Annotated in this window: 17 protein-coding genes; 3 read left to right on the forward strand and 14 right to left on the reverse strand. The window is 59.6% G+C overall.

Going from position 1 to position 18270, the window contains the following annotated elements; translation table 11 throughout:
* Positions 1-82 precede the first annotated feature (82 nt).
* The 3 genes from QZL67_RS02285 to QZL67_RS02295 all read right to left on the reverse strand — a co-directional run bounded on the left by QZL67_RS02285 (position 83) and on the right by QZL67_RS02295 (position 4574).
* Positions 83-3076: a M56 family metallopeptidase gene (locus QZL67_RS02285; RefSeq protein ID WP_022289159.1), complete on the reverse strand. Its 2994-nt coding sequence runs from the start codon at positions 3074-3076 to the stop codon at positions 83-85.
* A 2-nt stretch (positions 3077-3078) separates the two neighbouring features.
* On the reverse strand, positions 3079-3441 hold the full coding sequence (locus tag QZL67_RS02290) for a BlaI/MecI/CopY family transcriptional regulator (protein ID WP_022289160.1): 363 nt from the start codon (positions 3439-3441) through the stop codon (positions 3079-3081).
* Between the two features lie 140 nt (positions 3442-3581).
* The gene (locus QZL67_RS02295; protein WP_022289161.1) at positions 3582-4574 is read right to left on the reverse strand and encodes a LacI family DNA-binding transcriptional regulator; all 993 of its coding nucleotides are present in this window, start codon (positions 4572-4574) and stop codon (positions 3582-3584) included.
* Between the two features lie 305 nt (positions 4575-4879).
* Between QZL67_RS02295 and gap the strand changes: the two genes are divergently transcribed.
* Positions 4880-5893, forward strand: coding sequence for a type I glyceraldehyde-3-phosphate dehydrogenase (gap, locus tag QZL67_RS02300; RefSeq protein WP_022289162.1), 1014 nt, complete (start codon positions 4880-4882; stop codon positions 5891-5893).
* Between the two features lie 682 nt (positions 5894-6575).
* On the opposite strand, the gene fliB is transcribed toward gap, so the two are convergent.
* Both fliB and QZL67_RS02310 read right to left on the reverse strand, forming a co-directional pair.
* Positions 6576-7598, reverse strand: coding sequence for a flagellin lysine-N-methylase (fliB, locus tag QZL67_RS02305; protein WP_022289163.1), 1023 nt, complete (start codon positions 7596-7598; stop codon positions 6576-6578).
* Positions 7592-8266 carry a Crp/Fnr family transcriptional regulator gene (locus tag QZL67_RS02310; RefSeq protein ID WP_022289164.1) on the reverse strand — a complete coding sequence of 225 codons (675 nt, stop codon included), beginning with the start codon at positions 8264-8266 and terminating at the stop codon, positions 7592-7594. The genes fliB and QZL67_RS02310 overlap by 7 nt, the downstream gene beginning before the upstream one ends.
* Positions 8267-8374: 108 nt before the next feature.
* Here QZL67_RS02310 and QZL67_RS02315 point away from each other — a divergent pair, with 108 nt between their 5' ends.
* Together QZL67_RS02315 and QZL67_RS02320 are read left to right on the forward strand one after the other, a co-directional pair.
* Positions 8375-9085 (forward strand): ATP-binding protein, encoded by a 711-nt coding sequence (locus QZL67_RS02315; protein ID WP_022289165.1) that lies wholly within the window; start codon positions 8375-8377, stop codon positions 9083-9085.
* Positions 9086-9104: 19 nt separating this feature from the next.
* The gene (locus QZL67_RS02320) at positions 9105-9287 is read left to right on the forward strand and encodes a ferredoxin (RefSeq protein ID WP_022289166.1); all 183 of its coding nucleotides are present in this window, start codon (positions 9105-9107) and stop codon (positions 9285-9287) included.
* Between the two features lie 41 nt (positions 9288-9328).
* Here QZL67_RS02320 and QZL67_RS02325 read toward each other — a convergent pair whose 3' ends face one another.
* The 9 genes from QZL67_RS02325 to pstC all read right to left on the reverse strand — a co-directional run bounded on the left by QZL67_RS02325 (position 9329) and on the right by pstC (position 18204).
* On the reverse strand, positions 9329-10204 hold the full coding sequence (locus QZL67_RS02325) for a GGDEF domain-containing protein (protein WP_022289167.1): 876 nt from the start codon (positions 10202-10204) through the stop codon (positions 9329-9331).
* Between the two features lie 191 nt (positions 10205-10395).
* The gene (locus QZL67_RS02330) at positions 10396-11814 is read right to left on the reverse strand and encodes a spore germination protein (protein WP_022289168.1); all 1419 of its coding nucleotides are present in this window, start codon (positions 11812-11814) and stop codon (positions 10396-10398) included.
* A gap of 96 nt (positions 11815-11910) precedes the next feature.
* Positions 11911-13572, reverse strand: coding sequence for an ATP-binding protein (locus QZL67_RS02335; protein ID WP_022289169.1), 1662 nt, complete (start codon positions 13570-13572; stop codon positions 11911-11913).
* A gap of 17 nt (positions 13573-13589) precedes the next feature.
* Positions 13590-14258, reverse strand: coding sequence for a response regulator transcription factor (locus QZL67_RS02340; RefSeq protein ID WP_022289170.1), 669 nt, complete (start codon positions 14256-14258; stop codon positions 13590-13592).
* A gap of 119 nt (positions 14259-14377) precedes the next feature.
* Complete coding sequence (locus tag QZL67_RS02345) at positions 14378-15037, reverse strand: HD domain-containing protein (RefSeq protein WP_022289171.1); 660 nt, start codon at positions 15035-15037, stop codon at positions 14378-14380.
* A gap of 24 nt (positions 15038-15061) precedes the next feature.
* Positions 15062-15706, reverse strand: coding sequence for a phosphate signaling complex protein PhoU (gene phoU / locus QZL67_RS02350; protein WP_022289172.1), 645 nt, complete (start codon positions 15704-15706; stop codon positions 15062-15064).
* Between the two features lie 15 nt (positions 15707-15721).
* A complete protein-coding gene (gene pstB / locus QZL67_RS02355; RefSeq protein WP_022289173.1) occupies positions 15722-16477 on the reverse strand; it encodes a phosphate ABC transporter ATP-binding protein PstB in 756 nt (251 codons plus the stop codon).
* A 12-nt stretch (positions 16478-16489) separates the two neighbouring features.
* Positions 16490-17338 (reverse strand): phosphate ABC transporter permease PstA, encoded by an 849-nt coding sequence (gene pstA / locus QZL67_RS02360; protein ID WP_022289174.1) that lies wholly within the window; start codon positions 17336-17338, stop codon positions 16490-16492.
* A 5-nt stretch (positions 17339-17343) separates the two neighbouring features.
* Positions 17344-18204, reverse strand: a complete 861-nt coding sequence (pstC, locus tag QZL67_RS02365; RefSeq protein ID WP_292919708.1) for a phosphate ABC transporter permease subunit PstC — start codon at positions 18202-18204, stop codon at positions 17344-17346.
* Between the last annotated feature and the right edge of the window lie 66 nt (positions 18205-18270).

Here is an 18270-nt window from a genome sequence, read left to right on the forward strand (position 1 = left end):
GGGAGCGGCACTTTTGCGATTGGGATGGAAAGAGATATCCTCTGCCGAAGGTCCACCCTTACAGCTCCTCGCGCCTACGCTGTCAGGGTTCCAGGCGCAGCTCCACCAGGATTACGGCATTCCACTCCTCCAGCGTTCTGCCCAGCACTGCCGGGTCATTGAGTTCCTCCGCCGCGGGCAGCTGCGCCCCCGCGGAGGAGGACAAGGCCTCCGTATCCGAAAACGCGGCGGCAAACAGCACTGCGGACGTATTTCTTTCCAGCTCCACCGCATTCTCCACGCTCCGCTGCTCCCGGCTGTCATAATGGAACCTGGAAGGGAGCTCCATGGTCCACGACGCTAAGGGCTCCCCCGCCCCATCCGGGTCATCTGTCCAGGGCAGCAGCGTAAATTCCACCGGTCCCCATCCGCCCGAGGAGCGCTGAGGGTATTCCCGCAGCCAAAAGCCATCGCTTGGCAGCTCCAGGGAGCTTCCCCGCCAGACCACCTGCCGTCCCATTTCCCGGCCCTCACAATAGGTCACGGCCTCCAGTGCCGCCGTCTCCGCCCCCAGCGGCAAAGATGTCCTGTACTGAGCCACAAATCCGCCGGAGGCCGGATACGGCACGGCACCGTCCGGGTTCATTCCTGTGAGAAGGCCGTCCCGCTCCACAATCCCATTCAGGAGGGTGAACAGCTCCGCCAGCGCCTCCGGGGAGGTTCCATAGTCCGAAAGCGTCGCTCCCTCAGGGAGCAGGCGGACGGCGGTCTCCTGTGTGACCCAGATATAAGATTTTCCGTCCGCCGATTGGGCCCGCACCTGGATCAATTCCGGATACAACGCCAGCAGGACGGTGGCACTGGCGGCCATGCGGTTTCCAACCGCTGCCAGCGTCCAGGCATTGGGCTGCGTAAACTCCAGCAGCAGCTGCCCTTCCTTCTCAGACACGGCAAAGGTCCCCTCCAGGGCAGCATCTCCCCAAGGGCCGCTACACACCAGTGTCTCAGCCAATGCCTCCGGGGATTGCTCCCCAGCCAGCCGGAAAATGGCATCCGCCGTTTCCCCGCCAGTGGTTTCTCCGCCGGAGATGCCCAAAAAATCCAGCAGCGCCTGAATACCCTCCGGAGTCCGGCCCAGTTCCCGGAGGTCTTCATATCCCAGATTCCGGGCCCAGCCGTCCGGCTGGGAGCGGTCCCAGTAGACGGTGGTGGTTGTCTCCTCGCCGTCCGCCATCACCGGATAAGACCAGTGGACCTCCTCCAGATCCTCCGCCAATGCCAGCAGCAGCGTTCCCCGGTCCATCATGGCCCGGTCCAGCCCATCCGCATCGGCAGGCTGCTGAGAGAACGCCACGTCCAGGGCGTGCTGCTGCGGCTGATATGTTTCCGTATACGCCCCCAGGGACGCCGTATCCAGGGCATCCAGCATCGCTGCTGCCGTTTCGGCGTCCAGGGCGGAGGTATGCAGAGCAAAGAGCGTCTGGGCGAAGCCGTTCTGCTCCGCCTCAAAAGATGCCCGCAGAGATGCTGTGTCCTGGGTGCTCAGCCGCAGCCGCAGCACCATGGTCACGTCGTTGCGCAGCGCCGCCTCAGGCCAGTCCGTTCCCTGGGGGACATCAAAGGCATAGATGGAGCCATCGGGCGAAGTGGAGAGACACGCCACCGCCACGGCCGTGTCCTCCCCCAGCTCCACCCGTTCTCCGATCTCTGTGCACAGCGTGCCCCACATCATCAAGTGATAGGGCTGCTCCGGCACCAGGCCCTGGCCCAGGTTGGTGCCCATGGTCCCGCCGCTGGCGGTGGAGATGGTACCCCACCACTGCATGTCCGTGCCGGTGCCGTCCCCTCTCCACATCAGCTCCGCCCGCAGCGTGGCGGTGCCCCGGCGAGAGCGGGCCTCCGTCACCGTGCCGTCCGGGCCAGGGTCGGGCTGCTGTCCGTCTGGCCAGTCCTCCCCCAGAGGCCAGCAGTCCAGAACGGTTCGGCTGAGGAGCGTCTCGTGGTCATAGACCTCGGCGTAGAGTAAATAGGACTGGTATTCTTTCCCGATCCAATAGGTAAAGGTCCGAGTATCGGAACCGTCCCCCTCCTCCAGCCGCACCCAGCTGTCGGTGCGTTCCGAGGCGCCGTTGAGACACACCGACACCACCACCAGCACCGCGGCCGCCGCCAGGAAGGCCACCCGTGGGGTCTCCTTCTTCCACTTGAGCACGTTCTTGACCCGGCGGGTGGCGTCATGCTCCCCGAAGGCCAGAGCCATGGGAATGGGACGCTCCGCCGCGTTTTCCACCAGGGAAAGGCTGTATTCCCGTTTGGCCTGGTCCCCCAGTGTGGCCAGCACCGCCTCGTCACAGCTCATCTCCAGATCCCGGCAGAAGAACATCCAGCAAAGCCACACGGCGGGATTCCACCAATATACCGCCAGGATGCACCACGCCAGCAGTTTCCACCAGGGGTCCCCGCGGCGGATGTGGTGGCGCTCATGGACCAGGACGCAGGTGCGCTCCATCCCCGTAAGGCCCGGACGGATATAGATGCGGGGGCGGAAGAAGCCCAGAACAAAGGGCGTGGGGATCTCCGCGCACTCCCACACTTCACCGCCGGTCCACGCCGCCTGGGACACCCTGCGTTTGAGCCGCACCATACCCATCGCGCCCCAGAGGAGCATTGCCAGGACCCCCAGCAGCCATACCGCTGAGGCCGCCATCAAAGCGATCTCGCCGGCAGAGGGAGAGGCGGCAGCGGTCACCGCAACCGTCCCTTCCATGGTGGAGGGCGGCGGTAAGGCCGTCGCCGTGGACGAAGCCGGAGCCATGGCCGCAGCCACCGGCGGCAGGGCCGACACCACGCCGTCCACGCTGCCGGTAGCCTCCGCCAGATCATAGAGCCCCGGCAGGTTGAAAATGCTCAAAAGGCCCCGCAAACTCACTGGGCACACCAGCCGGACCCCCACCGCAAACCACAGCGCACAGCTGTATTTCCGGGGAACCCGGAGCCGCGCCATAGCCAGCCGGGCCAGAAACACCACAGCCATCACCGGCAGGGCCATGAGGGCCATGGACAAAAGCCGGGAAAAAACAGCTGTCAGCAGTTCCATATTCACCCCTCCTGATACTGGTCAATGAGGCGTTTTAGGTCCTCCGCCTCCCGCTCTGTCAGTTTCCGCCCGCTCATAAAGGCCGTGAGGAAACCGGGCAGTGAGCCGTTGAATGTTTTATCCACAAATGCCTCCGCGGCCGCCTCCGTCACCGTCTCCCGGGACGCCAGTGCGGTCACCACGCTTTCCTCGTTTTGCACCACGCCCCGCTCCCCCAGCTTTTTCAGCACGGTGTAGGTAGTGGACTTTTTCCACCCCAGCTTCTCCCGGCAAAGGGCCACCAGTTCCCCGGACCCCACCGGCTCTGTATCCCACACCACCTGCATGAAGCGGTATTCACTGTCACTGAGATGATAGGTCTCCATCTGCGCACCTCCTTGGTCTATTTTAATAGACCTCCTGTCTTGAGTCTATAATAATAGACCAGTTTTGTCAAGCAGGTGTTCTGCAAGATTCGTGGAAAAAAGCCCCGCCTGAATCCAGGCGGGGCTTGAAGCGGGCAGATTTATTTGCGTTCGTAGGGCCGGTAAGCGGACGTGAGGACATTTTCAAAAATGGGTGCGTCGGGCTTTTCTACCCGGTGGAGGATCTGCTCTCCCGCGGCAGTCCCCAACTCCTCCACCGGCTGGATGATGCAGTCCATCTGGTTGGAGTAGAGATCATAGAAGTTGGAGTCGTAATCCACAAAGCTCACAAGATCAATATCCTTGCCCAGTTGAACCCCCATCTTGTGAAGATAGATGATGGTCTCGGAGGCCATCAGGCCCTGGCAGACGATGATGGCATCGCAGTGCTCGCCCAGCAGGTCCTCCAGACAGGCTCGGGCACTATTTTCCATGGAGTCACCGTAGCGGACCAGCGCATCCTCCACCGGCAGTCCGCAGTCCGCCATCGCCTGCTGGTATGCGGAGATCCGCTCCTTGGTGGTAGAGAGGCGGGGCAGTCCGCCGATGATGCCGATGCGCTTGTCCCCTTTTCCGGCCAGCCGGCAGACACTGCGATAAATGGGCTGGAAGTTGGAGACACACACCGAGGAATACTTCTTTTCCTCAAAGGTTCGGTCCACCAGCACCACTGGAAATCCGGCAGGAATCAGCTGGTCCAGCCGCTGGAAATCATCCATGGTGCTGGCAATCAGCAGGCCGTCCACCAGTCCGGCAGACAGCAGCCGGAGGTTCGTCTCCTCCCGGTCCATATCCTCCTTGGTATTGGCAATAATCAGGTGATACCCATGGCCGGAAAGATAGTTTTCCACAGACTCGATCATCGTGCCGAAAAACTTGTTGGAAATATCCGGTGCAATAAATCCGATGGTCTTTTTCTTGCCGGTGCGGAAGCTCCGGGCAGAGGCATCCGGTGTATACCCCAGCTCCTGGATGGCCCGATAGACCTTGTCCTTGGTCTCGCTGGAAACATAGCGGGTCGCATTGATGGTGTGGGACACAGTGGCGGTAGACACGCCCGCCAGCTTGGCCACATCGCTGATTGTCACTTTCATGTTCTTTCCCTCTTGCGTAATGCATATTCCCATTACGTAATCCATTCATTTTTTCACAGTATATGCCACCCCTTCCGCTCCGTCAAGAGGGTTTTGGCCTCTTTTCCACGTTTTCGCGTAAAATGTCCCCATTTCTTAGAGATAATTCACAATTAAACGTTATAATTGTTATCTGAATTGACAGTTGCAAGGTGTGCAGAGCTGTGCTAGTATACAAATATAAACGATTACCAAAGCGTTTGCGCAAACGTTTTGACGGCCACTTGTCCCGGTGCGGCCGCAGATTGAAAGGAGTTCTATTCACTATGAAAACCAAAATCGGTATCAATGGCTTCGGCCGGATCGGCCGTCTGGTGTTCCGCGCTGCCCTGACTCATGACGATGTGGAAGTCGTGGGCCTGAACGATCCGTTCATGAACCCTGAGTACATGGCTTACATGCTCAAGTATGACAGCGTTCACGGCAAGTTCCCGGGTGAGGTCTCCTCCGAAGATGGTGCCTTGGTTGTCAACGGCAAGAAGTACCCCGTTTTCACTGCCATGGAGGTCAAGGACATTCCCTGGGCCAGCGTTGGTGCCGAGTACATCTGCGAGTGCACCGGCAAGCACCTGACGAAGGATCTGTGCCAGGGCCACATTGATGCCGGCGCCAAGCATGTTGTCATGGGCGCTCCCTCCAAGGACGACACCCCCATGTTCGTCATGGGCGTGAACAACACCAAGTACACCTCCGACATGACTTTCGTGTCCAACGCCTCCTGCACCACCAACTGCCTGGCTCCCATTGCCAAGGTCCTGAACGACAACTTCGGCATTGTGGAAGGACTGATGACCACCGTGCACTCCGTCACCCCCACTCAGAAGCTGCTGGACGGCGCTTCCCTGAAGGATTGGCGCGGCGGCCGTGCTGCTACCGGCAACATCATCCCCTCCTCCACCGGTGCTGCCAAGGCTGTGGGCAAGGTTATCCCCGAGCTCAACGGCAAGCTGACCGGCATGTCCATGCGCGTCCCCACTCTGGATGTCTCCGTGGTGGACCTGACTGCCAAGCTGGAAAAGCCCGCTACCTATGAGCAGATCTGCGAGGCCATGAAGGCCGCTTCCGAGGGTGAGCTGAAGGGTGTTCTGGGTTACACCGATGAGGACGTTGTCTCCTCCGACTTCCTGGGCGATCCCCGTACCTCCATCTTCGACAAGAAGGCCGGCATTGCTCTGACCGACACCTTCGTGAAGGTTGTCTCCTGGTACGACAACGAGTGCGGCTACTCCAACAAGATGGTGGAGCTGATCCGCTACATGTCCTCTGTGGATCATCAGTAATTTCAAAAAAATACGCCGCCCGGACAAAAGTCCGGGCGGCTCTTTTTGCGGCATTCCCGCCGTTGATTTTCTGCCTGAAAATAAAAAGCCGGCAGCCTTCTTTGAAGGATACCGGACAAACATCTGCCTGCATTTCTCATTCCCAGGAGGGAGGCTATCACCTTTCTTGCAAAACCGCCAGTCCCACAGCTATTCTTGTGAACTCCTTTCTCCACATATAACACAACCCCCCATTCGCTCCAACGACGAATGGGGGGTTCACTTCTGGATCGGATTTTCCAATACCTCTTACCTCTTGCTTTCATTGGATTACCGTTCGGATGCTGGGGAAACATCTGGGGAATCGAAAACTCTGGTTACTTGCCAATCCGTAAAACATCAGGTACACGCAGACGTCTGCTCTGGTCTCTGCCAAAGTACTCCCGTGTGGCTCATCCTAGTGAGAAATGTTTCGTCTTTGGGAACTTGCCGGAGTTATACTTACTTTGAGGAATTCCTCGATTCCGAACGGCGCTGAGATCGGAGATCTTGAGAATCTCTTGAGCTACCCTAGCCCATGGGACTCACTCCTTTCCTGTGACTATAATGTACAATACTTTTTTGAAATTGTCAACAGGTTTTGTGCATTTTTACATTTTAGACAAATTGAGGCCGCACCAAAATGCACTTTACACAACGGACGTCATACCTCCAGCGCACCAAGCAGCCGCGGCAGCTGAAACCACGGCTGGCTCCAGAATGCATCCTGAAGGGCTTCCAGATTTTCCTGACTGTGTTCGATCTCCCGGCTGAACTGCCGCAGTGCCTCTGCCAGACCGCACACGGCGGCCAGCCATTCCACGGTCAGCACCGCGAATACGCAAAAGGCCGTCCGCCCCAACAGGTCTCCATCGTTGACAGCCTTTAGTGGATAGCGGAAAATCAAGTACGCCGCCACCCGTTCCAGCAGCTCCTCCGGAATCGGAGCCGGCGCAGTTGTCTCAGCACGACGCAGCAGCGTTCGCCAGGCAGGGTCCAAAATGTCCAGCTCTCCCAAAAAACGCAGGGCATCAGGAAAGATCTCCCCACACGGAGGCGTTTCCCACTGTTCCGGCTGCCACGATGCCGCCAGCGCCGGCAGCTGTCCGTCCTCCTCAGCATCCAGCAGCGTCTGGGCCGCAAGGGCCAGCTGCAGCACCTCCGCCAAACGCTGCCGGAGCCGCTTGCTCCGGTCTGCCAGCAAGTCCAGCATACGCTTTCGCACCGGCAGCAGCTCTGCCGTCCAGGGATCTGTCGCCTCGCCAGCCTCTGCCGTCTCCCACGTCTGGAAGGTCAGCGGTTGGTGGCTCCCCAGCAGCAGCGCATTGGCCGCCGGACAGGAGGCAGACAAGCTGATCTCCCGGAAAGAGCCATAGTCCTCCGTGAAGCGGGGATGCTCCCGGCAGGTGACGGAGGTAGCCTCCTCTCCCAAAGTCCGGTGGATCTCGCACAGATTTTCCCCATCCAGAAAAGGGCACCGGCCTCCGGAGAGCGGAAAGCAGATGTCGCCGTCTGCATCTACGGTCATGGCATCCCGGAGCTTTTTCCCCAGCGGACCGGGAACCGCCTGATACCGGACTGCAGTCTCCCGGTCGATGACCACCTCCCACGCCTCGCAGCAGGTATGGGGACAGGCACCGGCCAGGCAGCGAAACCGATCAAAATACTCCGGTACCCGGATCAGCATGATGTCGCCTCCTCTCCTGTCCCCTCCGGGTGACGGCGGAGCAGACGAAAGTGATTCTTTCGGAATTCCAGAATTCCCTCATCCCGTAGCTTTCCAAGGGCTGCGGACATGGCGCTGCGGTCCACCGCCAGAAAATCCGCCAGCTGCTGACGGTCCAGCGGGATGTCAAACGATGCCCCGCCTGCCCGCAGTGCCTGGGCAGAGAGATAGCTCAAGAGCTTCTCCCGGGTGGTCTTGCGGGCCATATGACCCATCTTCCGGGTCAGTGCCAGATTCTTGCCTGCCATCAGTGCCAACAGGTTGGTTGTAAAGCGGTCGGAGCACCCGCAGGCCGCCTCCGCATCCAAAAACAACACCTCCGCCTCTCCCGGAGAGAGTACGCTCACCTCCAGAGGCTCCCCCGCCAGGGCAAAGGATTCCGCAAACACATCTCCGGGCTCCACGACCCCCACGATGGTCCGCCCGCCCCAGAAATCCTCCCGGATGACATGCACACTGCCGGAGAGCAGGAGGCCCAGCCGCCCGGTCTGCTCCCCAGCCCGCAGCACCAGCTCGCCCCGGGTATAAGCCCGCCGCTGGGCGCCGCTGTGCCGGAGCAGCTCCTGAATCTGTTCCCGGTCAAGCCCCCGAAACAGGGGGGTATATTCCATTGCGGAGAAAATTTCCATGGAGAGCCTCCTTTTTTGTTGGAAAAACAACTGATTTTTTGAACTGATTATACGATAATCTCACTCAGAAAGCAAGTGACGGCTGAAATGCCGAAAAGGAGACATACTATGGTAAGACGGATCATTGAAATCGATCAGGACAAGTGCAACGGCTGCGGCGCCTGTGCCTCGGCCTGCCATGAGGGTGCCATCGGCATGGTGAACGGAAAGGCGACCCTGCTGCGGGACGACTATTGTGACGGCCTGGGCGACTGCCTGCCCACCTGCCCCACCGGAGCCATCACCTTTGTGGAGCGGGAGGCCGCCGCATATGACGAGGCGGCAGTGCTGGCCAAGAAGGCGGAAGCCCTCAAGGGCAGCGCCCCTGTGACCCGGAGCGGATGCCCCGGCAGCCAGAGCCAGACCCTGCGGCATCCTGCGGCCCCCGCGGCTGCTCCGGAACCGGGGGCAGCAGTCTCTCAGCTCATGCAGTGGCCGGTACAGATCAAGCTGCTGCCGGTGGAGGCCCCTTACTTCAACGGCGCAAAGCTTCTGATTGCGGCGGACTGCACGGCTTATTCCCGAGCGGACTTCCACCAGCGTTTCATGCGGGGACACATCACGCTCATCGGCTGCCCCAAGCTGGACGAAGGGGATTACACGGAAAAGCTGACGGAGATCATCCGGCGCAACGATATCCGGGAAGTCACCGTGGTCCGCATGGAGGTTCCCTGCTGCGGCGGCATCCAGCGGGCGGTGGAGACCGCCCTGCGTCAGAGCGGCAAGTTCATTCCCTGGCAGGTGGTAACACTGGGCCGGGATGGAAATATTCTGGACTAATGCAAAGGAGTGCAATCAAATGAACGCAACAGTCAATGAATCCTGCATCAGCTGCGGCCTGTGCGCCGATACCTGCCCCGCTGTATTCCACATGGGAGATGACGGCATGGCCCATGGCGGCGAGATTCCCGCAGAAATGCTGGAAGATGCAAAGACCGCCCGGGATGGCTGTCCGGTGGGCGCTATCAGCATCGAGGAGTGACCGGCAAAAGCCCCCCGCACCCAAAGGTGCGGGGGGGCTTCTTATGTAGGCTGAAGACGTTTGGCCTGACGCTTCGCCGCGTACATCCGCCGGTCCGCCGTTTCCAGCATCTCCTGCAAAAAGCATTTTTCATCCTGAAAGAACTCTGTATAGGAATATCCAAAATCCGCTGCGGCTACCGGCAGCAGCGCCTCATCCAGCTCCTGAATCTTCCGGCTGACCACTTCTTCGCCGCAGTTGGTCAGCACCACCAAAAATTCATCGCCGCCCATCCGGATCACAGAGTCCTGTGCCCGGACCCTGGACTGCAAGGTTCGGGCTACTTCCACCAGCACCCGGTCTCCGGCCAGATGTCCCTTGGTATCGTTGACCAGTTTGAACTGCCGCAGGTCCAGCACGATAAATCCCAGACGGCGGCACAGCTGATCCATGTTATGATACAAGAATCCGAATTCGCTCAGATACCGGCGGTTGAATGCATGCGTCAGCGGGTCCCGGTAGACCTCCTCCTGAATCTCGTCCAGCTGCTGACTCAAGGAGCGGTCCTTTTCCTGCTGAATGAGGGCAGTATCCGCCCGGTTGGCGATTTCCAGCACGACCTGGAGCTCTCCCTCTGGAAGTTCCAAAACCAGCGGCCGGGAAACAATGTAAAACAAGTGGTCCCGGCGGCACTCGAATTTCACGCTGGGCTGCTCGCCCAACAGACCCTGCATCCCAGTGCAGTTTCGGCACCGCAGATCCCGGCTCCATGTCTGGTAGCAGGGGAAGGGTTCCTTGCTGATGGTTCCGTTTTCCTCCAGCCGCAGGACCGCCACCTCTGTGGGGTCTACCAGACGCACCATCTCAAAAATAGACTGCAGATTTTTCAATAAATCCCGCATTACTGTAACGGTATATCGGTTTTCCTGCCGCTCCATACACCTTCCCCCATCAAACCACACACAGGTTCTGTCAAATCCCCTATGGCCTTATCCGGCCCCGGCGGCCGTAAGTTGACACGGTACGGGGCCGGACAGGCTATAGGAATCATGTTTTATAACAAGTTTGTACTCATTATACTTAATTCGGAAAAAATTTCAAGGTGTACCAGATAATTCCAATTTCATTTTTACGTGTTGTCCCGGCTGATGGGTTCCCGGAAAAACAACCGCCGCAGAGCTTTTGCATTAAAAGGAATCAGCGGATAGAGATATCCCCGCCCGGCGACGGGCTTTGTGGTGGCCAGCAGCACTGTAATCCCCAGCACGCCCAGACAAAACCCCCATACGTCAAAGGCTGCAGTGATCAGCAGCAATACCACCCGCAGGAGTTTGAAAGAATATCCCAATTCATAACTGGGCTGGGCAAATCCGGCCACTGAGACAAAGGCCATATATACCAGCACTTCCGGTCCCAACCAACCGGCCTGAACCGCAAAATCGCCCAGGATCAGCGCCCCCAGCATGGAGAAGGAATTGGAAAGGGAGTCCGGCGTATTGAGAGACGCCAGCTTCAGCACGTCGATGAGGAATTCCACCACCAGCAGCTGGGACAAAAGGCTCAGGGACACCGGTTCCGGCGACGAGAGAAAATCCAGCCACCCCGGCAGCCGCCCCGGCTCGCTGACCATCAGATACCAGGCCGGGGTGATAAACAGGGAGATGAAAAAGACAATGATCCGCAGCAGCCGCAGATACGTGCCGATCAGCGGCGGAAAATAGAATTCATTGGCCTCCTGGGTAAAATCAAAGAAGGCCGTGGGCAGGATCATCACCGAGGGGGACGTATCCACCATCAAAATAATGCTGCCCTCCATGATGCAGGCGGCAGCGGTGTCCGGCCGCTCGGTGTAGCGGACCTTGGGAAAGGGATTGTACCACTGTTTGGGCTCGATGGCCTCCGCCACGCTCTCCTGCCCCATGGTCAGCGATCTGGCCTCGATGGCGGAGAGTTTGCGGCGAATCTGCTCCAGGATTTCCGGGTCCGCCTTGTCATCCAGATAGCACAGCACCACATCCGTATGGGACCGGCTTCCCACCTTATGGCCCTCCATGGTCAGATGAGGGTCCCGGATACGGCGGCGCAGCAGTGCCATATTGGGCACCATGGCCTCAATGAAACCATCATGGGCACCCCGCAGAACCTTTCCGTCCGGCGGTTCCTGGACGCCCCGGCCCGGGTATTCCTTGGCGTCGATCAGCGCCGCGCCCTGGATTCCCTCTACCAGCAGCAGCGTCTTTCCCAGCAGAACATTGGTGCTAATCTCCTCCGGGTCCGTCCCCACATCAGCCTCCAAAAAGGTGACGAACCGGTCCACGAATGCCTGCATCCGGTCGATCCCCGCCACAGCCTCGGGGGAGATGCTCAGCCAGAAGGCGCCGATCCGCTCTAAAATAGCGTCGCCGCCGAAGCCGTCGATCACCCAGATCCTGGCCCGGCGCCCGCCGATCACCAAGTCCCGGTTCACCAGGTCACAGCTGCGGCCTACACCCAGTACTTCATTGAACCACCGCACATTTTCGGTAAAATTGGCAGATAGTTGTTCCATGCTCCACCTCCATAGACGCCGCTAGTATGTGCCGAAGACAAAGCCACTATGCCGCAGAGCAGAAAAAAGCGCCGCAAATGCGGCGCTTTCATCTGTTCAGATGGAGTTCTTGGGGAAAAGCAAGGTAAAGGTGGAGCCCTTTCCCTCTTCACTTTCCAGTGTCACCTTGGCGCCCAGATACGCGGCGCCGTGCTTGACGATGGACAGCCCCAGCCCTGTTCCGCCGGCGGAATGGCTCTTGTCCGCCCGGTAGAACCGCTCAAACACACGACTCTGGACCTCCTGGGGGATGCCGATGCCGGTGTCCTCCACCGTCACCCGGGCGCCCTCATCGGTATCCGCCACCGTGACGCAGACCTTCCCGCCGGGCCGGTTGTAAACCACAGCGTTATCACAGAGATTATAGAGGATCTCATCGACGATCTGCGGGACGCCGTGTACTTGTGCAGGACCTCCCTGCAGCTCCAGTGTCACCTGCCGCTGCTCCGCGGCGGCAGCCAGCCGATCCAGTGCGCTCTTGGCGGTCTGGTAGAGATCCACCGTTTCCCAAGTGGTTGTGGGGCCTCCCTCATCCAACCGGGAGAGCTTGATGATGTTGTTGACAAGGCCGATCAGTCGACCGGCCTCCCGGTGGATATTGCCCGCGAAGTGACTCACATCCTCCGGCTTAACCAGACCGTTTTGCAGGATCTCTGCCGTGCCCAGGATGGACGTCAGCGGCGTCTTCAGTTCGTGGGAAACGTTGGCGGTAAACTCCCGCCGCAAACTCTCCCTCTGTTCCTTCTCTGTCACGTCCAGAATCACCAGGACCGCACCGGCGATGGCGCCGTCCTGCTCCACAGGGCTTGCGATCACCTGACGGCAGCTGCTGTCCTTTTCCAGCAGCTCCTCCCGGCGGCGGCCCGCCAGGGCATCCTCCACGCAGCGGCGGAACCCCGCCTCCCGATTGAGTGCGAACGCCGTGTCGGGCGCCGGCCCATCCACGCTGCCCCGCAGCAGCCGCAGTGCCGCAGAGTTGTAAGAGAGCACCCGGGTCTCCTGGTCGATGACCAAAAAGCCCTCACTCATATTCTCGGTGATGGTGGTGAACTCCTCCTGACGCTGCTGCAGATCCAGCATCTGCTTGTGGATCTGTCGGTTCTGGCTGCGGATCTTGCCCAGCAGCGGCGCCAGTTCCTCATAAGGCGCCTGATCGCCCGGCTGGTTCAGGTCCAGAGCGTTGATGGGCTGCACCAACTGCCGGGATACCCGGGACGCCAGCACCAACGCCAGCACAAAGGCCAGCACCAACACCAGGGCCACCGGCTGCATAGCCTGGATCACCAGGCGCCAGACGGAGTACTCCGTGTCGGACACCCGCAGAATCGTACCGTCAGAGAGGCGCAGGGCGTAATAGATGGTCTTTTCCGACAGCGTGTCGGAGCGGCGGACCGCATGGCCCTGCCCCAGCACCGCCGCCTCATGGATCTCCTCCCGGTCGGCGTGATTTTCCATCTGGGCAGGGTCCTCTCGGTTATCATAAAGCACCGTGCCGTCCGTGTCCACCAGCGTGATGCGGCAGCCGCCGGGAAGATCCTCGTTCAGATAGTTGATTCCCTCGTTTTCAATGCCATGGGCGATGTAAGAAGTGCGAATCGTCAGATCCGCCAGGACGCTGTCTTGAAAATACCCGTGAAGCACGCCCACAATCAGCAGTAAACTGGCCAGCAGAACCGCCAGCGAAACCGCCAAAATCGAGCGGAAAATGCGTTTTGTCATGGATGGGACTCCTTCCCTCAGCCTTCCTGGCTGATTTTATAGCCGTATCCCCGGACCGTCTCCACGTAGGCACCCGCCTCACCCAGCTTCTGACGCAGCGTGCGGACATGAACATCCACCGTCCGGCTCTCTCCGGTGAACGCATAGCCCCACACATTTTCGATGAGCTGTTCCCGGGAGAGCACCTGCCCCCGGTTTTTCAGCAGCAGGCACAGCACCTCGAACTCCTTCTGGGTCAGCGTCACCTCCCGGCCGGAAACCTCCACAGTGTGGCGGCCCGGGTCCACGGTGAGAATCCCGCAGCGGTACTGACCGGTCTCACTCTCTGTCCGCCGCAGCAGTGCCCGGATACGGGAGAGCAGCTCCATCATGCCGAAGGGCTTGGTGACATAGTCGTCCGCGCCGCCGTCCAGTCCCAGGACCTTATCGTACTCCGTTCCCTTGGCAGTGAGCATGATGATAGGGAGCTTGGCAGTGCGGGCGGCACTTCGCAGCTTCTTGAGCACACTCAGCCCGTCCTCTTCCGGCAGCATCACGTCCAGCAGCACCAGAGAGGGGACCTGCTCCGCCACCGCATGCCAAAATTCCGAGGGCAGGCCGAATCCTCTGGCCTCCATGCCCTGACTGTTGAGGGTATAGATGACAAAATCCCGGATGCTGTCGTCATCTTCGAGTAAGTAGATCATACCGTTGCCTCCTGTCTTTTGACCCTTAGCCTGTGAAAGCAGCAGGGAGCGCCGCAAAGACTCTCCCTCTGCTTTTGACTGCCAATGGCCGCCGGGGCTGCACCCGGGGTCATCCCGCCTCAGATCAGCTGCTGCTCGTTGATCATCAGCTTGAACTGCAGCCCCAGTTTCTCCGCCGCTTTACGGCAGAGAATCATCCGCTGCATAAAAATTTCAAAATAATCCATCACGGAACCGTATTTGGTATCCACAAACAGCTTGAGCTTGATGAGGGTGTGTTCTTCATTGATCTTAAGCTGTGAGCGTTTGACGGAATAATTCACCCGGTCATGGATGTCAAAGGTGGACGGGTCCTGGTTGCGCACCCGGCTGCGGCGGACGTCGGATTTGTCCGCCAGGATCAGGGCCGCCGCCACCGCGTTCACCGGCAATCCGGTGCCCTCGTCGTGGTTGCCGATGGCAGTGACGATGGTTGCGATCTCCTCGGGGTCACAGTCCAGATTGTCCAGAATCCGAAACGCCATGACAGCGCCGGACTGGGAGTGATCCACCCGGTTAACCAGGTTTCCGATGTCATGGAGGAACGCGGCGATCTTCGCCACTTCTACCGTGCGCTGGGGATAACCCAGAGTCTCCAAAATATACGCGGCGTTGCGGGCCACCATCCCCACGTGGGCAAAGCTATGCTCCGTAAATCCCAGTGCGATCAGGGATTCATCCGCCCGCTGGATATACGTGCGGATCGCCGGATTGTTCTGGACTTGTTCAAAGGTCAGCACGGTGTGTCCCCCTTTTTTCTTTTTTTAGTTTTTATCGGGATGGACGTTGGTAATGGAATACTCCACCCACTCCGCCACGTTGGTGGCGTGGTCGCCGATCCGCTCCAGGTACTTGGCCACCATCAAAAGGTCCATGCACTGCTCGCCCCGGCTGGCATCCTGGGCAATCAAGCCGATCAGCTCCCGCTTGACCTGATCGAACAGGGCGTCCACCTTGTCGTCGGCGGCATAGACCGCACGGGCAAGATCCAGGTCCCGCTTGACGAAGGAATCCACACTGTCGGTGACCATTCGGATCACCGCCCGGGCCATGTCCCCGATATGAAGGCCGGTGCCTTCATCCAGATGCACATAGGGCACCAGCTCTGCAATATCAGACGCCTGGTCACCGATGCGTTCCAGGTCAGAGATCATCTTCAGCGCCGCGGAAATCTCCCGCAGGTCCTTGGCCACCGGCTGCTGCTGAAGCAGCAGTTTGATGCACAGGTTCTCCACTTCCCGTTCCTTCTGGTCGATCTCTCTCTCCGCGTCAATGGCGGTCTGGGCCAGATCCGGGTTATTCTGCAGCAGCGCCTCCGCCGCCGCAGAGATGCCGTCTTCACACAGGGCACCCATCTGGATCAGCTCCACATGGAGCCGCTCCAGCTGCTCTTCAAATTTGTTTCGCATGTTGTATCTCTCCCATCAGCCGAACCGGCCGGTAATGTAGTCTTCCGTGCGCTTATCCCGGGGTGTGGAGAACAGCTGCTCCGTCTTGCCGAATTCCACCAGCTCACCCAGAAGGAAAAAGGCCGTGTTATCGGAAATACGGGCGGCCTGCTGCATGTTGTGAGTCACCATGATGACAGTATACTTATTTTTCAGTTCCGCTGCAAGGTCTTCGATCTTGGAAGTGGAAATGGGGTCCAGGGCGCTGGTGGACTCGTCCATCAGCAGCACCTCCGGCTCCACCGCCAGTGCCCGGGCGATGCACAGCCGCTGCTGCTGGCCGCCGGAGAGGCCCAGGGCGCTCTTCTTCAGCCGGTCTTTCACCTCATCCCAGATCGCAGCGGCCTTCAGGGAGTTTTCCACAATCTCGTCCAGCTGCACTTTGGAGCGGATCCCGTGGGTGCGGGGGCCGTAAGCCACATTGTCGTAGATGCTCATGGGGAAGGGATTGGCCTTCTGGAACACCATGCCGATCTGCTTGCGCAGCCAGGTGGGGTCCACACTGCTTTCGTAGATATCCTGGCCCTGATAGTTGACCTCGCCGGTAATGCGAACACCGGGGATCAGGTCGTTCATCCGGTTGAGCGTTCGCAAAAACGTGGACTTGCCGCAGCCGGAAGGGCCGATGAACGCGGTGATCTCATGCTCCGGAATTGCCACATTGATATCGTGGAGTGCGTGGTTTTGTCCATACCACAGATTCAGGTCCTTTGCTTCAATGATCGTTGCCATAAGAGGCCTCCGTTATTTTTTCAGTTTCCGGCCCACCACAGTGGCAGCCAGGTTGATGAGGAATGTCAGAACCATCAAAATGGCGGCGATGGCGAAGGCCACGCCGGTTTCGCCTCGCTCGCTGGCGTAGACGTACAGTGCCACGGTCAGCGTGGCGGAGGAGGAGTGCAGGGCGGTGAAAAAGTCGTTGAGCACCAGGCCGAATCCAGCGGTGAACAGCAGTGCCGCGCTCTCGCCCACGATCCGGCCCACTGCCAGGATGCAGCCGGTGACGATACCGTCCACGGCGTTGGGCAGCACCACGGTGCGGACCATGTGCCACTTGCCCGCTCCCAAGCCCAGCGCACCCTCCCGGTAGGACTGGGGCACGGTCTTGAGGCTCTCCTGGGTAGTGCGGACGATGGTGGGCAGGATCATGATGACCAACGTCAGGCCGCCGGCCAGGATGCCCGGGGCCAGGCCCAGCTTCTGCACAAAGAACAGCATGCCCACCAGGCCGAAAATGATGGAGGGGATGCCCGTCAGGGTCTCGGTAGCAAACTCAATGATCTCCACCACCTTGCGGTTGGTGGCGTACTCCGTCAGGTAGATGGCGGCGCCCACACCCAGGGGCAGTACAATGACCATGGCCACCACGATGATATAGAGGGTGTTGAGGATATTGGGCAGGATGCCGATGGTGTCCTTGATATAGCTGGTCTGGGAGGTCAGCAGCTTCCAGGAGATATTGCCCAGGCCGCGGTAAAAGATATAGCCGATCAGGAAGATCAGCAGCGCACAGGTAATTCCCGCGCAAACCCACAGCAAGAGCCGCAGGCCGTGGTCATAGAGCCGGCGTCTGGGAGAAAGGGTATGTTCCATGGCGCTCAGTCCTCCTTCTTCTTTTTAATGAACACGTTCAGCAGCACGTTAATGAGCATGATGAACAAAAACAGTACCAGGCCGATGGAGTACAGCGCCTGCCGCTGAAGGCTGCCATACGCGGCGTAGGACATCTCCGAAGCAATGGCCGTGGTGAGGAAACGGACGGAGGTGAAAAGGCCCGGCATGTTGGCCACGTTGCCGGCCACCATGATGATGGCCATGGCCTCGCCGATGGCGCGGCCCACGCCCAGCACCACTGCGGTGGCCACGCCGCTGCGGGCGGCGGGCAGGATCACCCTGAAATCCGTCTCAATGGCGGTGGCGCCCAGGGCCAGGGATGCCTCTTCATACTCCGGGGGCACTGCCCGCAGGGCAGTCTCCGAAACATTGATAATGGAGGGCAGGATCATGATGGCCAGCACGATGATGGCTGCCAGCAGGCAGGCGCCGGAGCTGAGGCCGAACGTCTTTTGAATGGCAGGGACCAGCACGATCATGCCCACCAGGCCATAGACCACAGAGGGGATGCCCGCCAACAGTTCCACCGCCGTCCGAATGACTTTGGCCACCTTGGGCGGGGCCACCTTGGCCAGGAAGATGGCGGTCATCAAACCGATGGGTACGCCGATAAGCACCGCTCCGGCGGTGCCGTATATGGAGGTGAGAATGAAGGGCAAAATGCCGTAAGAGGGTTCCACCGTGGTGGCGGTGGGCGCCCAGACCTCACCCAGCAGGAACTCCTTCAGCCCGATGGTCCGGATGGCCGGCAGGCCGGAGACAATCAGATACACACTGATAAACAGCACGAAAGCCACGGCCACGATGCCGCAGAGCAAGAAGATCAGGTGCACCACCGCCTCCATACCGGCGCGGGCATTTTTCCTGCCGGCAGGGGCGGAGTTGGGCTTGCGCCGCACCGTCTGTTTGGG

It is taken from the genome of Oscillibacter sp. CAG:155 (assembly GCA_000436875.1).
In the GTDB taxonomy this organism is placed as follows: Bacteria; Bacillota; Clostridia; order Oscillospirales; family Oscillospiraceae; genus Oscillibacter.

Bases quoted from the DNA above. Each gene is read 5' to 3' on its own strand.
- QZL67_RS02285 (WP_022289159.1), bottom strand. From the start codon at position 3,076: ATGGAACTGCTGACAGCTGTTTTTTCCCGGCTTTTGTCCATGGCCCTC.
- QZL67_RS02295 (WP_022289161.1), bottom strand. From the start codon at position 4,574: ATGAAAGTGACAATCAGCGATGTGGCCAAGCTGGCGGGCGTGTCTACC.
- pstC (WP_292919708.1), bottom strand. From the start codon at position 18,204: ATGGAGGCGGTGGTGCACCTGATCTTCTTGCTCTGCGGCATCGTGGCC.
- QZL67_RS02290 (WP_022289160.1), bottom strand. From the start codon at position 3,441: ATGGAGACCTATCATCTCAGTGACAGTGAATACCGCTTCATGCAGGTG.
- QZL67_RS02315 (WP_022289165.1), top strand. From the start codon at position 8,375: ATGGTAAGACGGATCATTGAAATCGATCAGGACAAGTGCAACGGCTGC.
- QZL67_RS02340 (WP_022289170.1), bottom strand. From the start codon at position 14,258: ATGATCTACTTACTCGAAGATGACGACAGCATCCGGGATTTTGTCATC.
- QZL67_RS02335 (WP_022289169.1), bottom strand. From the start codon at position 13,572: ATGACAAAACGCATTTTCCGCTCGATTTTGGCGGTTTCGCTGGCGGTT.
- phoU (WP_022289172.1), bottom strand. From the start codon at position 15,706: ATGCGAAACAAATTTGAAGAGCAGCTGGAGCGGCTCCATGTGGAGCTG.
- pstB (WP_022289173.1), bottom strand. From the start codon at position 16,477: ATGGCAACGATCATTGAAGCAAAGGACCTGAATCTGTGGTATGGACAA.
- QZL67_RS02325 (WP_022289167.1), bottom strand. From the start codon at position 10,204: ATGGAGCGGCAGGAAAACCGATATACCGTTACAGTAATGCGGGATTTA.
- QZL67_RS02310 (WP_022289164.1), bottom strand. From the start codon at position 8,266: ATGGAAATTTTCTCCGCAATGGAATATACCCCCCTGTTTCGGGGGCTT.
- gap (WP_022289162.1), top strand. From the start codon at position 4,880: ATGAAAACCAAAATCGGTATCAATGGCTTCGGCCGGATCGGCCGTCTG.
- QZL67_RS02330 (WP_022289168.1), bottom strand. From the start codon at position 11,814: ATGGAACAACTATCTGCCAATTTTACCGAAAATGTGCGGTGGTTCAAT.
- QZL67_RS02320 (WP_022289166.1), top strand. From the start codon at position 9,105: ATGAACGCAACAGTCAATGAATCCTGCATCAGCTGCGGCCTGTGCGCC.
- fliB (WP_022289163.1), bottom strand. From the start codon at position 7,598: ATGCTGATCCGGGTACCGGAGTATTTTGATCGGTTTCGCTGCCTGGCC.
- pstA (WP_022289174.1), bottom strand. From the start codon at position 17,338: ATGGAACATACCCTTTCTCCCAGACGCCGGCTCTATGACCACGGCCTG.